At 63.0% G+C, this 16547-nt stretch carries 9 protein-coding genes; all 9 read right to left on the reverse strand.

Going from position 1 to position 16547, the window contains the following annotated elements:
• Window positions 1-32: 32 nt before the first annotated feature.
• The 9 genes from ACKFR8_RS08025 to ACKFR8_RS08065 all read right to left on the reverse strand — a co-directional run bounded on the left by ACKFR8_RS08025 (window position 33) and on the right by ACKFR8_RS08065 (window position 16307).
• Window positions 33-2393, reverse strand: a complete 2361-nt coding sequence (locus ACKFR8_RS08025) for an ATP-grasp domain-containing protein (RefSeq protein ID WP_408929709.1) — start codon at window positions 2391-2393, stop codon at window positions 33-35.
• Window positions 2394-2451: 58 nt separating this feature from the next.
• A complete protein-coding gene (locus tag ACKFR8_RS08030) occupies window positions 2452-3009 on the reverse strand; it encodes a hypothetical protein (protein WP_408929710.1) in 558 nt (185 codons plus the stop codon).
• Between the two features lie 52 nt (window positions 3010-3061).
• Entirely contained in the window at window positions 3062-3643 is a 582-nt protein-coding gene (locus ACKFR8_RS08035; RefSeq protein ID WP_408929711.1) for an MFS transporter, read from the reverse strand.
• 613 nt (window positions 3644-4256) lie between these two features.
• Window positions 4257-5804, reverse strand: a complete 1548-nt coding sequence (locus tag ACKFR8_RS08040) for an acyl-CoA carboxylase subunit beta (RefSeq protein ID WP_039672570.1) — start codon at window positions 5802-5804, stop codon at window positions 4257-4259.
• Complete coding sequence (locus ACKFR8_RS08045) at window positions 5801-10606, reverse strand: beta-ketoacyl synthase N-terminal-like domain-containing protein (protein ID WP_408929712.1); 4806 nt, start codon at window positions 10604-10606, stop codon at window positions 5801-5803. The genes ACKFR8_RS08040 and ACKFR8_RS08045 overlap by 4 nt, the downstream gene beginning before the upstream one ends.
• Window positions 10607-10821: 215 nt before the next feature.
• A complete protein-coding gene (locus ACKFR8_RS08050) occupies window positions 10822-12681 on the reverse strand; it encodes a FadD32-like long-chain-fatty-acid--AMP ligase (RefSeq protein ID WP_408929713.1) in 1860 nt (619 codons plus the stop codon).
• A gap of 122 nt (window positions 12682-12803) precedes the next feature.
• Entirely contained in the window at window positions 12804-13757 is a 954-nt protein-coding gene (locus ACKFR8_RS08055; protein ID WP_408929714.1) for a cutinase family protein, read from the reverse strand.
• 54 nt (window positions 13758-13811) lie between these two features.
• Entirely contained in the window at window positions 13812-14321 is a 510-nt protein-coding gene (locus ACKFR8_RS08060; protein WP_408929715.1) for a hypothetical protein, read from the reverse strand.
• 3 nt (window positions 14322-14324) lie between these two features.
• Window positions 14325-16307, reverse strand: a complete 1983-nt coding sequence (locus ACKFR8_RS08065; protein WP_408929716.1) for an alpha/beta hydrolase-fold protein — start codon at window positions 16305-16307, stop codon at window positions 14325-14327.
• Window positions 16308-16547: the final 240 nt, after the last annotated feature.

Below are 16547 nucleotides of genomic sequence, written 5' to 3' on the forward strand. Positions count from 1 at the left end.
GAGGGAATGCCCCAACCAAGCCGATTCGCTGCTTATTCAACGACTACCTCCACTTCCCGAAGTCTCGATTCAAAAGCTTCTATCTCTCTTCGGGACGACGCCACCACTACAACTTCCGCAAGGATTGAACTCAATGTGTCGGCAGGGGGTTGCGTAATCACATCGCCGACGTGCACGTGTTGTTGGGATTCTACGACGATAGGAGCTGTAGGAAGCTGACCCATAAATTTAAGTATTCCCTCTTTTTCGGTATGTAGCTTGAGTGTTGCCGCCACATAGCCATCGCGAGGCACCGCAAATGAAGGTCTTTGCCCCGTTGCAATGCGTACCAAATCGCGAGCGAAGGATACACCAGTTACCTGCGGTACCAAGTGGGAGGCAATGTAGTCTCCACCTGGTCGAGCAGCAATCTCGACCAACTTAACTGTTGATGTTCTAGCGTCAAAGAAGAATTCCATGTGGAACGCACAATTATTGATTCCGAGGGCTTTGATTGTCGCTTGCAGAAGCGGCTTCACCGCATCCTGAATTCCCTCTACGGCCGATGGAAAAACCTGTCCAATCTCCAATCGAAACTTAGCTGTAGTCGTTTTATCTGTCACGCCTATGAGATGAACGTCCCCTTCGTACACATATCCCTCGGCGCTATGTTCACTTCCGGTCAGTAACTCCTCCACTACCATCGGGCCGCCCCATCGGGACACCGCAGCCGTGACTTCCTCCGCCGTATGGCACAATGAAAACCCTCGAGACCCAGACGCATCCACTGGCTTGACCACACACGGGACCGTGATTCCTGCACTCTCCATTACCGATTGCGCATTATCCCCCGGCTCAATCAACGAAAACGAAGGAACCATCCGCGGTGCGATACTTTGCACGGCCTTTCGCATCTCAAATTTGTTCCGTGCCTTCAGAGCAGCGGCCTGCGATGGTGCAGGAAGGCCGAGTTTATCGGCAAGCAAGGACACCGTTTCTACATCACGATCGCTGAAAGTGACAACTCCACGGATGTCGTAGCGGGATGACAACTCATCCACTGCTGCAGTGACAGCATCTTGGTCATTGGTATCAAGCTGCACTGTCTCTACGATGCCGGCAGGTCGAACTTCCTTGTCAGTGAGAAGCACCGCACCTTCAGATGCTTCGAATGCTGGTGTCCATTCCGCGGCAGTCCTCCGGTGATTGAGGTAGAGGACTACATCGTTGGCCATGTTGAAACGAACCTGCGATGCGCGGCGAACTGCGTCCGCACGCGTATCAGCTTCCACGAAACCTACTCTGTCCCACGAGCATGCTAGTTCGGAGACCCAGGTATTCGGTTCGACTGTGATAACGCACTGTCCCGTTGGATCTTCAATGCTCCGTACCAAACCCCGCGGTGCATGAATGAAGCGAATAGCTGCTGAAGAACTAGGTTGTTGTGGCACTGAGACCGCATATTGGCACAGTGCACGTGCCCACTGCTCATAGAGATTTACTCCCCACGCCCGATCAATGAGAAGCATGATTCGGTCGCCTGGTGGGCGGCCTGCACATTCAATGGGTGTGGTGCCCTTGAATTCGGCATGAAGTAGAGCGGTCTGTACCCCCAACTTCGACACCAAATCCCGCATGGCCTCCTCCACCCCAGGATTGTGCTGTCCTACTTCGTGTCCTAATTCCACGGCACCGCTAGTCTCTTTGCTCGTAATGTTCAGGAACACCACATCACCATCGACTACGAGGCATTCGGCCGACGTCTCATCTCCCTCTATCAAGCTCTCGCAAATGTAGCGAGTATCCCATGGTCGGCCCGCTTCCTGGCGAGGTTCGCGTGCGGTCGACGTATGAGTCCACGCCTTCGAAACGTCTTCAGATGAACGAATGATTGAGACACCAAGTGAGGCTTGACGGTTCGCTGGCTTAATCACACAGGGCGGCTCGAAGATGTCGCTTTCGCTCTTGACCTCAGTCCATTGAACTCCGCCCACACAACGGCGGAACGCAATTTTATCTCGCAAGGGAGCATCTTCCCCTGCATGCGGCAGGCCCACGGCGCGAGCTGCAGCATTAGCGGCGCCCACGGCATACTCCAAGCCCGGCACGATGCCATCGACATGCGTATCCTTTAGAATCTCACGGATACACTCGATGGCTGCAGGAGAATTGTTCTGGTATTCGCACCATTCCCACCGTGAAAGAACAGATCGAATTCGAGGATCAGTAGATCGCTTTTCGAGTCCCTTCTTTTCATACAGTGAACGCTCCTCCACCACGATGACGCAGAATTCTGTGTCTGCCTTGGCAAGAGCGCAAAGGGCCTCGTGATTATAGCCAAACATCACTAGCGTCAGCGTTCGAGGAGACCTGCCGGAACCATCTGCAAAGCGTTCGTTCAATTTCATATTCATCGCCTTCTCATTGATCTGTTTGTTGGTTTGTCAGTTCTCATTGTCAATAGCCGCGCTCTCAATGCTTAGCCGAGGATGGAACCTTGTCGCATTGTTTAGCGTCATGTTCTCCACTCATTAAGCGCACAACAAAGCAGCAGACAATAAGCACGGCAGCAGACAACGCAATCCATTGAGGAGCAACGATGACACCGAGCCCAAGACCGATTCCTTCCCCAGTGGCAACCACTAACTGTCGCGCCTGAACCGCTTCTAAAGAACCAGTCATTGGTAACGAAAGAAGCGCTGCATCCACTAGCGGAATAAAAAGAGTCTCCGCGAAAGAAAAAATGATGATCCCAAGAAAAGGATTGATTTTCACCGCGACCAGGGCAATTACAAAAACTAAAGGAGAAACCAGCACCAACGTCTGATTCGATAGTCCGCTGTCTCGTGCTTTCTTAATCAATCGCGTGCCCAGAGGCTGAAGCAGCACCACCGAAAGGGCATTTACCGCAAATACCGCTCCTCGGATGACGGGCGACGTGTAATGCGCACTGACTGCTACCGCTATGGAAGAAAAGAGCTGACTATAAAGCATGTACCCAACCACCACGCCGAGAACAATCCATCGCACAGTTGCCTTGCCTAGGGGCTGAATTACTCTACGCACAAAGGAACCCCGGACATCAGCTTTCCGAGGTCTTAGCTTGTATGACAACGTCAACGCCGGTACAACTGCAGCGGCCAAGTAGCACGCAGCGGTATAAAAAAAAGATCACATTCGACGTCGATGCGAACAAGACATTGCCGATGACTGGCCCGACCGCTGCCGAGACGTTCACCGCAATATTGATCGATCCAAAAATCTCTAACTTAGTCGTCTCAGATGCTTCGGATTCAACAAGGTAGTGCCGAATACTCGATCCATTCATGTTTATTCCTGCTCCAGCCAAGAGCAAGGCAACGACGAGTAGCGGCGCATTGGGCTGCAGACCGATAACAAAGAAAGAAACTGACGCAGCAACTAAGCCGATCTGCATGGCCGCAGCGAAGGGGAGCAACCGTAGGAGTCTCCCCATCACCAAGGTTGATGCTCTTACCGAAATGCCAAAGGCAGCCATCGCACAACCAGCGATGAACGGAGAAAACTTATCGGGAAGCCAGAGCGCCAGAATCGGCATCACAGCGAAGTAGCCGAGATGCGACAGAAAATAGTCAACCACAAAACTATATCGAGTCAGCCGCGTCACACGTGCGTCAACAACCATTTGCTATCCCATCGCCCAGGGATTCAGGTAGCCGACAGCTATCAGCGGAGTGCCCAGCCGCAGATGATTGCTCTAACAGCGCGCTGACTTTTAACGCTACCGCCATAGGGCGATCTCCCTGTCTCTCCCAACAAAATCCTGATAGTGAGCTACCTTACATCGAGCTTCGTATAGTGTCTTCTGTTACGCGAGATCTTCTTTATTTATTTTGAGCAAGCCATGGATTGAGATCTTCCAAAAGACCAAACAGTGGCACCTCCGAATTGTCTTGAGTTCGCCCTACATAAGCCCAACGCCGTCGTGTTCACCAGAAGCCGCCCATTTAGTGCAATAACGAAGCACCCCTCCGCAGGGCTCCTAAGGAGCCCTGCGGAGGGGTGCTATTCGTGTGGGACTTACTTCGAGCTCAAAGAGGAACCGGAAATGCTAACGCCAGCCTGGTTGAGCAGCATGATAACGAGGTTGATGAGGTCGCCACCAAGGTCAATAACACTAGAGAGCATGAAAATTCTCCTTTATTCGATTACCTAGACTTTATGTCTATCGTGCACGGATGCCCTTGACGTTACGCCCCTGCAGGAAAACGGGCATACAGTCTGGGGCACAACCGGCGCTAGAGCGGGGAGATGGTGTGCTTCTTGGGCAGATCCTTCTCCTGCTTATCGGCCAGCTGGCGCAGCGCGCGGCGCAGGGCTAGACGCGACTCGGAGGGCTTAATCATGCCATCGAGGTAACCGCGCTCCGCAGCAACATAGGGCGCGGTCATGGTCTCGTCGTAGAAGTCCATGAACATCTTCTTCGTCATGGCGCGCTGCTCCGGGGTCTCAGCAGCCTCCAGCTGCTTGCCGGCAATCATGACCACGGCGGCGGCCGAGCCCATCACGGCGATCTGGGCCGTCGGCCACGCCAGGTTGATATCACCGGTGAGGTTCTTCGAGCCCATCACGGCGTACGCACCGCCATAAGCCTTGCGCACGATGAGCGATACCTTCGGCACGGTGGCCTCCACCACGGCGAACGCGAACTTCGCGCCGCGGTGAATCAGACCAGCCTTCTCCTGGTCCACGCCCGGCAAGTAACCCGGCGTATCGACCACGAAGACCAACGGAATGTTGTAGGCATCGCAAATGCGGATAAAGCGCCCACCTTTATCGGCGGCGTCTGCGTCAATGCAGCCCGCCGAATGCATCGGGTTATTCGCCACAAAACCCACGGCCTTGCCATCAATGCGGCCAAAAGCGGTAATGACGTTGGGGGCGTAGTTTTCCTGAATTTCGATGAGCTCGTCATCGTCGCCAAGCTGCGTGAGCAAATCCATCATGTCATAGCCGGCGTTCGTGTCATCCGGCATGAAGGAATCCAGCTCGGTGTCCTGGGCCACCTCCTCATCAGTAGGCGCATCAAAGACAGGCGCCTCATCGAAGCAGGTCAGCGGCAGGTGGTCGAGCAAATCGCGCACCAGGTCGAAGGCATCATCCTCCGAGGGCACCACGACGGAGACGTTGCCGTTGAGCTCCTGCTGACGCGCGGAACCGAGGTCATGGGAAGAGATCTCCTCACCTGTGACCTCCTTGATGACGTTCGGACCCGTCACGTACATCTCCGCCTCACCATCGACGGCGATGATGAAGTCCGTGGTCACCGGCGCATACACCGCACCACCGGCGGACTTGCCCATCATGATGGAGATCTGCGGGCTGCGGCCACTAAGCGGCAGCTGGCGGCGGGCAATCTCGGAGTACATGGCAAGCGAGGTCACCGCATCCTGGATGCGGGCACCACCGGAATCCTGGATGCCGATGACCGGGCAGCCAATCTTGATGGCCAAATCCATGATGTCGGTGACCTTCTTACCAAAGGTCACGCCCACGGAACCGCCGTAGACGGTCTTGTCGTGCGCATAGATGCACACCGGGCGGCCGTTGATGCGGCCGTGGCCGGTGACCACGCCGTCGGAGTAAATCGCATCCGGGTCGCCGGGGGTTTTGCCTAGGGCACCGGTTTCGACGAAAGAGCCTTCGTCGAGAAGCGCGGCGATGCGTTGGCGCGGCGTCGAGCGGCCGGCTTCGTCGCGGCGAGCACGGGAGCGCTCGCTACCGGGGTCTTGGGCGCGCTCGAGGCGCTCGCGCAGGTCCGCCAGCTTGTCAGCGGTGCTAGTCACTTGCGAATCTTCTCCTCGATCCATTCCTCCATGTGCTTGCCCACGATACCGATTGCCGGCTCATCGGGAACCGCCAGGTGATCGCCGGGCAGCTGCACAATCTCTAGATCCTTCACGATAACGCCCCAGCCGCCGTCCGGGTTAATCTCCGCATAGGCCGGCTCGAGCTCGATGGCGCCGTCATGCATGCGCTCGGAGCGGAAGAGCAGCACCGGCACGCTTACCGACGCCCACCTTTCCATATCCAGCTTCCCCAGAATCTGGTTGTCCACGAAGGACGCGCGCTGGTGCTCGAGTACGCCGGCGGACAGGCCGTGCTCGGAGGCGTCGGTGGAGGTGAGGAACTCGGCGAGCATGGCCATGAGCGCATCTTCGCCGACGGTTTCCAGCATCTCGTAGGGCGGCTCGAAATCAAGGCCGTAGGTCTTCTTGGCAAAGGCGGCGTAGCGGCCCCAGCGGGCCTTGGTCTCCTCGAGGGAATCGGGCGCCGGGTGCGCGGGCTGGGTGGTATCCAACAGCGCGATGAAGGCGACCTCGGCCGACTCCTCACCGCGGGAGCTACGCTCCTGCAGCTGGTAGGCCACCTCGTAGGCCAGCGCACCGCCGAAGGACCAGCCGCCGAGCACTACCTTGCGGCCGCGAGCGTAGCGCAGGATGTCCTCGATGTAGGCCGCGGCGCGATCCTCCAGGCTGCCCTCGATGCGCTCGACACCATAGACTGCGACGTCGGCAGGCAGGCGGCGGGTCAGCGGCTGGTAGACCACGGTGGTGCCGCCGGCCGGGTGGAACATGAAGACGGCAGGCCCATCGGCCTCCCGCAGGACGCGGATGTTGCCCTCGACGTCGGTCTCCAGTCCCCGGCGGACCATGTCTGCCAGCGGCTCCAAAGTCTCGGCGCCGCGCACGTCCGCGGTGGTGACCTCGACCCCGGCGCGCTCGGTAAGGCGCTGGGCAATCTGCTGGGCCACGTCCTCGGACACTTCCGGCAGCGCGGAGGTCACGCCGGCCGCGGCCTTACCAGTGAAGGTGGCCCACGTGCCGAAAACCATGCGCTCGGAGGCGTCGCGCGGGGCCACGCCCACGCCCTCGCCTTCGCGCTCACCGTCGTCGGCCTCGTCCGCAACGCCCTTCGCGCTCACCGTGGAGGCCTCGTCGGCGGAGTCCTCGCCCTCGGTGAGCGCGGAGGGCGCGGCGTGTGCGGTAGCGGCGTGAGCGTCAGCGGCGTCGGCCGGCGGGCCGGAGACGGCGGTCTCGACCATGGTGATGACGTCGGCCAGGGAGGCGTCGCGAAGCGCCTGCACCTGCAGTGGCGGAATCTGGAAGTCGTTCTCCACGCGGTTCTTGATGCGCATGCCCATGAGCGAATCCAGGCCCAGGTCAATGAGCGGCAGCTCGCGCGGCAGGTCGGAGACGTCGTAGCCCATGGACTCGGAGACGATGAGGGAGAGGCGCTCCTCCACGGTCTCCTTCTCCGGGTCCCAACGCACGGCGTCAACGCCCACCTCGGGGTCGGCGAACTTCGGCGCGGTCACGGCCTGCTGCAGGCTCGGCTCGGGATCGGCGGCAGGCGCCGCGAGGTTGAGCGTGGAGGCAAAACCCTCCGCGATGAGCTTGGTCGTCGCACCATCCACGAAGTGCACCGCCACGGACAGCCCGCCCAAGGTGCGGCGAACAACGGTGGTGACCTCGCCCTTCGCGGGCAGGTCCGCGTGTTCCTCGCTGGCGGCGATCTGCGCGCCCGGCTGCACGGCCTCGGCCGCGGCCTCCAGGATGGCCAGGGCGCTCGGCGCCTGGTCCGCGTTGGTGGAGAAGGCCACGGTGCCGTCCGGGAGGGTAACGCGCGCGCCCGGCAGGCCGGAGATACCGGCAGAGGGGCGAGCGTTGGTCCAGAAACGCTGGCGGCGGAACTGGGTGTGCGGAACGGCGACCTGCGCACCGGAGCCGAAGACCTTGGTGTAGTCCACTGGGGCACCCGCGGCGTAGAGCTTGGACAGCAGGTCCAGCAGGGACTCGGTGGGGTCCACCTTGCGCTTGAGGCTGTAGAGCAGCTGCGCATCCGCCTTGCCCACGGCGAAGGCGGTGGACATCAGGCCCATGAGCGCAATCGGGTTCGGGGAGATCTCCACAATCTGCGTGTGGCCGGCGTCGAAGGCGGACTCGGTGGCGTCCTGCAGGTAGACCGCGTGGCGGGTCATGCGGATCCAGTAGTCCTCGTCGTGCACCACGGCACCCGGGCGGTAGGCCTTGCCACGGTCGACGGAAGAAAACAGCGTGGTGTGCAGCGGGCGGGCCTCAATGCCGGCGATTTCGGCATACAGCTCACCCAGCAGCGGGTCCACGGCGGAGGTGTGGCCGGCGGCCTTGACGTTGAGGGCGCGGGCGAACTTGCCCTCGCCGTCGAGCTTCTCCACCAGCGCGAGGACCTCCTCGCGCGGGCCGCCGACGGTGGTCATGCCGGGGCCGGTGTAGACGGCGGGCTCGATGTTTCCCGGTAGAGCGTCGATGTCGTCCGCGGAAAGTTCGACGACGGCCATGGCGCCCTGTTGGTCGTCGGAAAGCGAGGCCTCGCCCTCCCCCATGAGGCGCGCGCGGTGGCAGGCAATGCGCATCGCGTCCTCCGCGCTGATGCCGCCCGCGGCGTAGGCGGCACCGATTTCACCCATGGACATGCCGATGACACCAGCCGGGCGCACGCCGAACGTAGCGAGCAGGTCCGTCAGCGCGATCTGGATGGCGGTGATTGCCACCTGCGCGGTTTCGGTGTTGTAGGTCTGGGAATCATCGTGGACGAGCTCCAAGATGGACCAGCCGGACTCGTAGGCCACGACGGCGTCGAGCTCCTCCAGGCGCTGCTTGAACAGCGGCGAGATCTCAATCATGTCCTTGGCCATCTTGCGGTGCTGCGAGCCAAAGCCGGAGTACATGAAGACGGGGCCGTGGACGGAGGGCGAATCCGCGGCGGCGATGCCGACGGACACGGTGCCCTCTGCCACCTGGCGCAGGCGCTTGACGGCTTCCGCGCTGGACGACGCCGTCACGACCGCCCGGGAGCGGCCATGGTTGCGGTGGGACAAGGTACGGGCCACGGAGAGGAGGTTGGGGTCCTCGGACTCGATGTAGTCCGCCAGCGCGGCTGCGGCGGCCGCGCGGCGCGAGGGCAGCAGGCCGGAGACCGGCAGGGCCACCGACTGGCCCTCGCCGACGGCCACCTGCGGGGCATCGGTGTGGGTCAACCCGCGGTAATCGGTGAGGACCACGTGGGCGTTGGTGCCGCCGAAGCCGAAGCCGGAGACACCGGCGACCTTCTGGCCGGAGTACTCGGGCCACTCGCGCGGGTCCTCGACCACTTCGAGGTGCTCGGCGTCGAAGTCGATATAGCGGTTGGGGCCGGCGTAGTTGATGCTGGGCGGGATGACACCGTGGCGCATACCCTCGATGACCTTGATGAGGCCGACCACGCCGGCGGCGGACTCGGAGTGGCCGATGTTGGTCTTGGCGGAGCCCAGAAGGGTCGGGGTGGCGGCCTGGCGACCCGGGCCGAGCACGCGGCCCAGCGCGGTGGCCTCGATGGGGTCACCCAGGATGGTGCCGGTGCCGTGGGCCTCGACGTAGTCCACGTCCTGCGGGCGGATGCCGGCGTCGGCGTAGGCGCGCTCGAGGACGTCGACCTGCGCCTCCGGGTTCGGGGCGGTCAGGCCGTTGGAGTGGCCGTCGGAGTTGACGGCGGAGCCCTTGATGACGGCGGCGATGGTGTCGCCGTCGCGCTCGGCATCGGCCAGGCGCTTGAGCACGAGCACGCCCGCGGCATCCGCGCGGACGATGCCGTCGGCGTCGTCGGAGAAGGCGTGGATAGCGCTCGTGGGCGAGGTAACGCCCAGCTCGCTAAATCCAATGGAGGCGTGCGGGGCGGACAGGATGTTGATGCCGCCGGCCAGGGCCACGTCGGCCGCGCCCACGCGCAGGTCCTTGACGGCCTGGTTGACCGCCACGAGGGAGGCGGAGCAGGCGGTGTCCACGTTGATGGAAGGACCGCGCAGGTCGAAGGCGTAGGACAGGCGGTTGGCGATGATGGCAGAGGACGTGCCGGTCATGGCGTAGGGGTGCATCTCCGCCGGGTCGGCGGTGATGAGCATGCCGTAGTCGTTGTTGGTGGAGCCCATGTAGACGCCGGTGGCGGTACCGCGCAGCTGGTTGGCAGGCACGCCGGCGTCTTCGAGGGCCTCCCAGGCCACCTCGAGGAGGATGCGCTGCTGCGGGTCCATGTTGGCCGCCTCTAGTGGGGAGAGACCGAAGAACTCGGCGTCGAAGCTCGCGATGTCCTCAATATAGCCGCCGTCGGTGTTCTGCTGCTCCATCTTCTCGCTGGTAACCGGGTCGGCGGAATACTCCGACCAGCGGCCGACGGGCAGCGGGCCGGTGCCGGGGCGGCCTTCGGCGAGCATGTCCCAGAACTCGGCGACGTTGTTGGCACCCGGGAAGCGGCCGGCGTAGCCGATGACGGCGATGTCGCCGCCTTCGATAAGCGGCGCGCGCGACTGCCCTGCTGCGGCCTGCGGCGCCTCGGAAGCCGCGCCGTTGACCAGGCGGTCCGCCAGCTGCGCGATGGTGGGGTACTCGTAGGCCACGGTGGGCTCGAGCTTAATGCCCAGAAGGTTTTCTAACTCGCCGGAAAGGACCACGGCATCGCGCGAGGACAGGCCGAAGTTCTCCAGCGGCTTGGTGTCCGTGATTTCCTCTGCGGAGAGGCCGGTGGTCTGCGCAACCCAGGTGCGCAGCCAGCCACGAAGCTCTTCAACGGTCATAAATCTCTAGCTTTCTAACGCGGACAAAGTGCAAGGTTGTCGATTTTACGCAGCACGAAGGCGCGTGTGCCGACACGTATATACGGGTTATCGAATGATTATCCCACTTTGTTAACTTCTGCTTCATAACCGACATACCGTTAAACTCCCCGACCTGCGAAAACCTCCGCCCGGAAGAGGACGGAGGTCGGCGCGTGAACGGAGGTCTTAAGAGGCTACGAGGCCAAGTACTCCTTCTTGGCCACGCGGCGGGCGATCTTGCCCGAGGAGGTGCGCTTAATCTCGTTGGCGTTGAACCACTGAATGGCCGCCGGGGTCACACCGTGGTGCGTGGACACGGCGGAGCGAATGGTCTCGGAGGCAGCATCATCCTCGGCGGGGCTGGCACCATCGGCGCGCTCGATGAGCAGCACCAGCTCCTCGGTGTTGCTGCCCTCGACGGAGAAGGCCGCGATGGAATCAGCGCGCACGTGCGCGGAGGCCTCCTGCACGGTGCCCTCGATATCCTGCGGGTAGTGGTTGCGGCCGGCCACGACGATGAGATCCTTGAGGCGACCGGTGATGTAGAGCTGGTTGTCCACGATGACGCCCAGGTCACCAGTGGCCAACCAGTTGCTGTCTGCCGGGGCGTCCGGCACGCGGGTGCCCTCCGCCAGGCGCTCACCCAGCGAGTTGTGGAAGGTAGAAGCAGTCTCCTCCGCGCGGTCCAGGTAGCCGGCGGCGCGGTTGTCGCCGTGGAGCCAGATTTCGCCAATGTGGCCGTCGGCAAGCTCGGCTCGGGTTTCCGGGTCCACGATGGTCAGTTCCTGGGACACCACGCTCTGACCACAGGAGGCGTAGGCCACGGAGTTCTCGGACTTCTCCACGATGACGGCCTCGCCCTGAGCCAGACGCTCGCGGTCGAAGTGCGAGATGAGCGGGCGCTCCGGGGTCTGCGGGGTGGAGACGATGAGGGAGGCCTCCGCCATGCCGTACGACGGGCGCAGGACCTCGCGACGCATGCCGTACTCCTCCTTGCCAAAGGCCTCCCAGAAGGAATTCACCGCGGACTCCGTCACCGGCTCCGAGCCGATAATGATGCCGTCGACGTTGCTAAAGTCCAGCTCCTCGCCGGCCGCGGGCGCGCCATAGCGAGCCGCGAGCTCGAGGGCGAAGTTGGGGACCACGGCGTAGGTGCCCTTGAGATGGGAGTCAATAGGCTGGCGCTTGATCTGGTCGATCCACCGTTTGGGCTGCTGCACGAAGTCACGCGGGGTCATGATCTCCAGGTTGAGCCCCAGGATGCTGGCGAAGACCGCCAGGATGATGCCCATATCGTGGTGCATGGGCAGCCAGGAGACCACGCGTGCCGGCAGCTCAATCTTCACCGAGGTGAAAATCTGCAGCACGTTGGTCATGATGTTGCGGTTGGTGAGCAGCACGCCCGCCGGGGTACGGGTGGAACCGGAGGTGTACTGCAGAAAGGCCGGGTGATCCACCGGGTCGGTCTCGAGGGCGGCCACGGCCGCCTTGCCCTCCTCCGTCTCCAGCGGATTGACCCAGCTAGCAGCCAGGGTGTCCGGCAAGGAATCAATCGAGATGATGCGCGGGCGCTCGGCGGCCGGGCGGTCCGCAAAGTAGGCGCGGTTGGCTGCCGCCGAAACGTTGTTGGTGAGCACGATGGGCGGGTTGGCGTCCCCGAAGACAGCCCGCAGGTGGTCGGTGTGGCCCGGCTCGTTCGGGTCATAGAGCGGAATCGGCGTCATTCCGGCGTACAGGGCGCCGAGGAAGCCAAAGACGTACTCCGGGGAGTTGCCCGCCAGGATGGCCACGCGGTCCCCCATCTGTCCCACCTGCTGCAGGCGCGCTGCCACCACTTTGATGCGGGTGTTGACCTGGGAGCGGGTGACATCGCGCGGGGTGCCCTCCGGATTGTCGCTGTACACCCACTGGCGCATGACCGGCCGGTCCGGCACGCCCGCCTGCTGCTCCATGCCGTAGATGTGCTCCGCCAGGCCTGCCAGCGTGAGGTGCGGCGGGAGGGCGATAGCACCCTGGTCATCGAAGAACTGGCCAATCAGGGCTTTGAGATCCATAGCGAGGAGACTCCTTCGTTGTTAGCGGGTGTAGATAGCTCGCGTACTTTTGACACTGAAAATATCAGATGCGAGTGCCAGATTGTTACAGGGCGCGTTAAAAAATTGTCGGCGCCGGTGCGCTACTGGGCGTCGATGACGTCCTTCGCCCACTGCGTGACCCACTGGTTGGCCGTCGTGCCCTCGATGACGTTGGGGTTGGAGGCGTACATGGCGTGCACCCCGTTGGCGTCGATGAGGTCCTTGGCGCGGCCCAGTCCGTTGCCGGCGTCATGCGGGGCGTCACAGATGGAATCGTTCGGCGCGCAGATCTGGAACGTACGCTCCGCCAGGGAACCAAAGCCGTTGGGACGCGCGCCGCGCATGGTAGCACCCGGCACGATGCCCTGGATGAGCGTGGACACCGGCTGCAGCGCAATCTCCGCGCCCACGCCGCCGACCTGCACGCCCGAGTTCACACCCACGCCGTCTTCCCGGCGACCGTCCGCCACCAGCGCCACGCCCGCCACGGCATCCGCCGGAATGGGGCCGTTGTCACCGCCGATGCGGTCCGCCACGTCGCCCACGATGACCGCGCCCTGGGAGAAGCCGCTGAGCAGGAACTTCGTGTTCGGGCAGACCTCGTGCATGTGGGTCAGCTCGCCCTCGAGGCGCGAGGTGCCCTCATCGCGGGACTCGTCGTAGCTCATCTCCTGCTGGGCGTTGATGTTCTTGAACTGCGCGGTGTACGGCAGCGTCCACACCTTGACGTCGCCCGGCGCGTAGGCCTCCTTGAGCGGGTTGGTGATGGAGAGCATGAAGGAGTTCGGGTTCGCGGTGGGGTTGATGGGGTCGTCGTCCGGCGCGGACTCCCACGTGCCCGGCGCGGAGATGAACTCGACGCGCGGGCAGGCATCGTCCTGCGGCGGCTCCGGGTTATCCTCACCGCCCGGCACCTCGCCGCCGGGGGCTTGCTCGGTGGGCGTCGGGTCCGCGATGACGTCCGCCGCGTCGCGGTTCTGCAGGAAGTGGACCGCTCCCCCGCCGATGATGGCGAGAACAACGACGACGGCTAGGACGGTAAGTGTTTTACGCATAGGGGAATGTGTACCTTAAAAAGGTGCGGGATCCCCTGAGGGATCCCTGGAAAATTACTGGGCGCAGAGCGCACGGCCGCGCTCGGTGATGAGCTGAATCAGCTGCTCGTGGCTGAGCTCGCTGCGGCCCTGTTCGATGAGCTGGCCGGCCACCGCGGGGACGGTAACGCTGTCGCCCTGGCAGGCGGCCTGCGCGGCGCCAACGAGCTGGTCCTCGACTCCCTCGGTGTTGACGCCGCCCTTCGTCACGGCGTCGAGGAACTCTTGGTTCGGGCCGCCGGACGGGGAGGGCGAGGGGATTTCGGAGATCTCGCGGGCGCCGCGGTCCTCTGGCTCGTCGCTCGGCGCTGCGCTGGACCCCGCACTGGAGGAGGACCGTCCCGCGGACGCCTCAGACGAGCCCGCAGAGGCACTGCTTGCCGAAGCCGCCGTGGAGCGCTCCAGCGGCGCGACCGACGTATCGGTAGCGGTGGAATCATCAACGGTGGCGGAACCGCCGCAGCCGGTGAGCAGCGCGCCGGCGGCAAGCAGTGCCGCGGCCGCGGGAAGAAGGCGGGTGCGCATGGCTTACTTCTTGTCCGCCTGGACGTTGCCCATGACCTTGCGGATGACGCCGTGCTGGAAGGTCTGGGTCAGACCGCCGGCGGCGATCTCCGTGTAGTCCTCGGTGGGCCAGCCAAACTCGCCCTGCTCATAACCGCGCTTGCCCCACTCGTCAAAGATATCGCCCTTGAGGATGTAGTGCGCGCCGGAGTCCATGGACCAGTAGATGTTGCCGTGTTCGAACTCCTGGAAGAAGCCGCCGTTGACGGCCTTTTCCTCGCCCACCGGGTAGCCCAGCGGGGACTCGGCGGCGTTGAGCTCCTTGTACTTGGCACCGATAGCACCGTGTACTACGTGGAAGGAGCCGTCCGGGTTGTGGGTGAGCACGCCCTCCTGGAACTCCTGCACGACGCCGTCGCCCACCTTGCGGACGTCGGACGTCGGGTACTTGAGGTCACCCATCTCGAAGCCGTTGTTACCCCAGGCGTCGTAGAGGTCCTGCGGGATGGGCCAGGCGCCGGTCTCCGGGGTCCAGTAGATGGAGCCGTGCTCAAAGCGCACGAAGCGGCCGTTGCCGTCGAGGGTCTTCTCCTCGCCGGAGGTGGGGAAGCCCAGCCAGGAAGTCGGGCCGCCGATCTCGGAGTAGCGAGCGCCGATGCGGCCGACTACCGCGTGCGCGCCGGTCTCCGGGGACCAGTAGGCGGTACCGGCCTGGAAGTCCTGGGCCTTGCCGCGCTCAGCCACGTCGTACTCGTTGTTGACGCACTTGCCGATAATGCCGGACTTGGTGGCGTCTGCGATGGCGCCGACCGGCGTGCAGTCCGCGCCGCGGTCGCTCTCGTCCAGACCCAGGGCGTCGGCGATGTACGGCCAGGCCTCGGTCATCTCGAACTGCCAGTACTCCCAGCTGTGGACGCCGGACGGGCGGAACTTCACCACCGGCTCCACGCCGGCGCGCTTGGCGTAGTCCACGAAGGTCTGGGTGGACATGCGGGAGATGGCCTCCAGGCCCACGCCGGCCATGTTGGCCTGGCCCTTGGCCACGGAGCCGATCTGGCCGTAGTCGTCCTTGCCATTGCCGGCGGAGACGTAGACCTTCATGTCCTTGAGGTTTTCAATGCCCAGCTTCGGATCGTGGTCGATCCAGTCCTGGGAGTAGGGCTCGCCCCACATGTTGGAGGAGGTGTATCCGCCGGCGTCGGCCTGCGCGGCGGTAATGGCCTCCGGCATGCCGGTCGTGGTGGTGTCCAGGTAGCCGGAGAAGGAGCCAACGAACTTGAAGGCCCACGGGTTGCGCTCCGCCAGGTTGATGGCGGCGGTACCGCCCATGGAAATACCCGTCACGGCGCGCTCGCCGTTGGAGCGGAAGGCCTTCTCCATCACCGGGATGAGCTCGCGGGTCAGGAAGGTCTCCCACATGTAGTGCGTGCCGTTGTCTTCCTTCTGCCAGTCGGAGTAGAAGGAGGACTCGCCACCCACCGGCATAATGAGGTTGACGTTGCGGTCAGCGTACTGGGACAAAATGTTGGTCTCGATGGTCCAGCCGGACTCGTCGTCGCGGGCACGCAGGCCGTCGAGCGCCCAGACCTCTGGGAACTTCTTATCCGGCTGGGAGTACCAGTCGCGGGCGAGCTGGATCTGGACTACCTGCTCCTTGTCCGGCATGGCGGCGGACTTGATGTAGACCTTGAGGAGGCGGTTGGTCAGGTACTCCACGCGGGAGACCTCCACGCCCTCCGGCAGCCCTTCGATGTCCGGGTACTCGGTATCGATGGGGGTGCGCTGCGGCGGATCCGCCGGCGCGAAGGAGTCGGAGAAGTTGGAGCTGCCCAGCATGTCGGTCAGCCCCTGGCTCGAGGCATCCGAAGACTGCGCGTTAGCCATAGGCAGCAGCGCCAGGCCAACGGCGACGGCAGTGGGCAGTGCGGCGATGGTCAGGCCCTTGCGGGCGGCAGACGGGGAACGCAGGCCGGCCTTAGTGGACCGGGAAGACGCAGTTTTCGGCATTGAACATTCCTTGCGAGGTGTCGAGTAGGGGGCGCGCTGCATCGAGCGGGCTCCGCAGGTTCCCCTCCTGCGGAACTCGCTGCACTGCAGACGCGGTGAGCGGTCTATCGTGAACTCAAGTTTAAGTTGAACTTGAGACTTTTTCTAGAGGGACACGCCCAGACTATTTTCCCTACACACAACAAAAAGCCGGCCCCCTCTCCTCCTTCCGGGTGGGAAGGAAGACAGTGGGGCCGGCCG

This window comes from Corynebacterium axilliensis (assembly GCF_046097495.1).
Lineage (GTDB): Bacteria > Actinomycetota > Actinomycetes > Mycobacteriales > Mycobacteriaceae > Corynebacterium.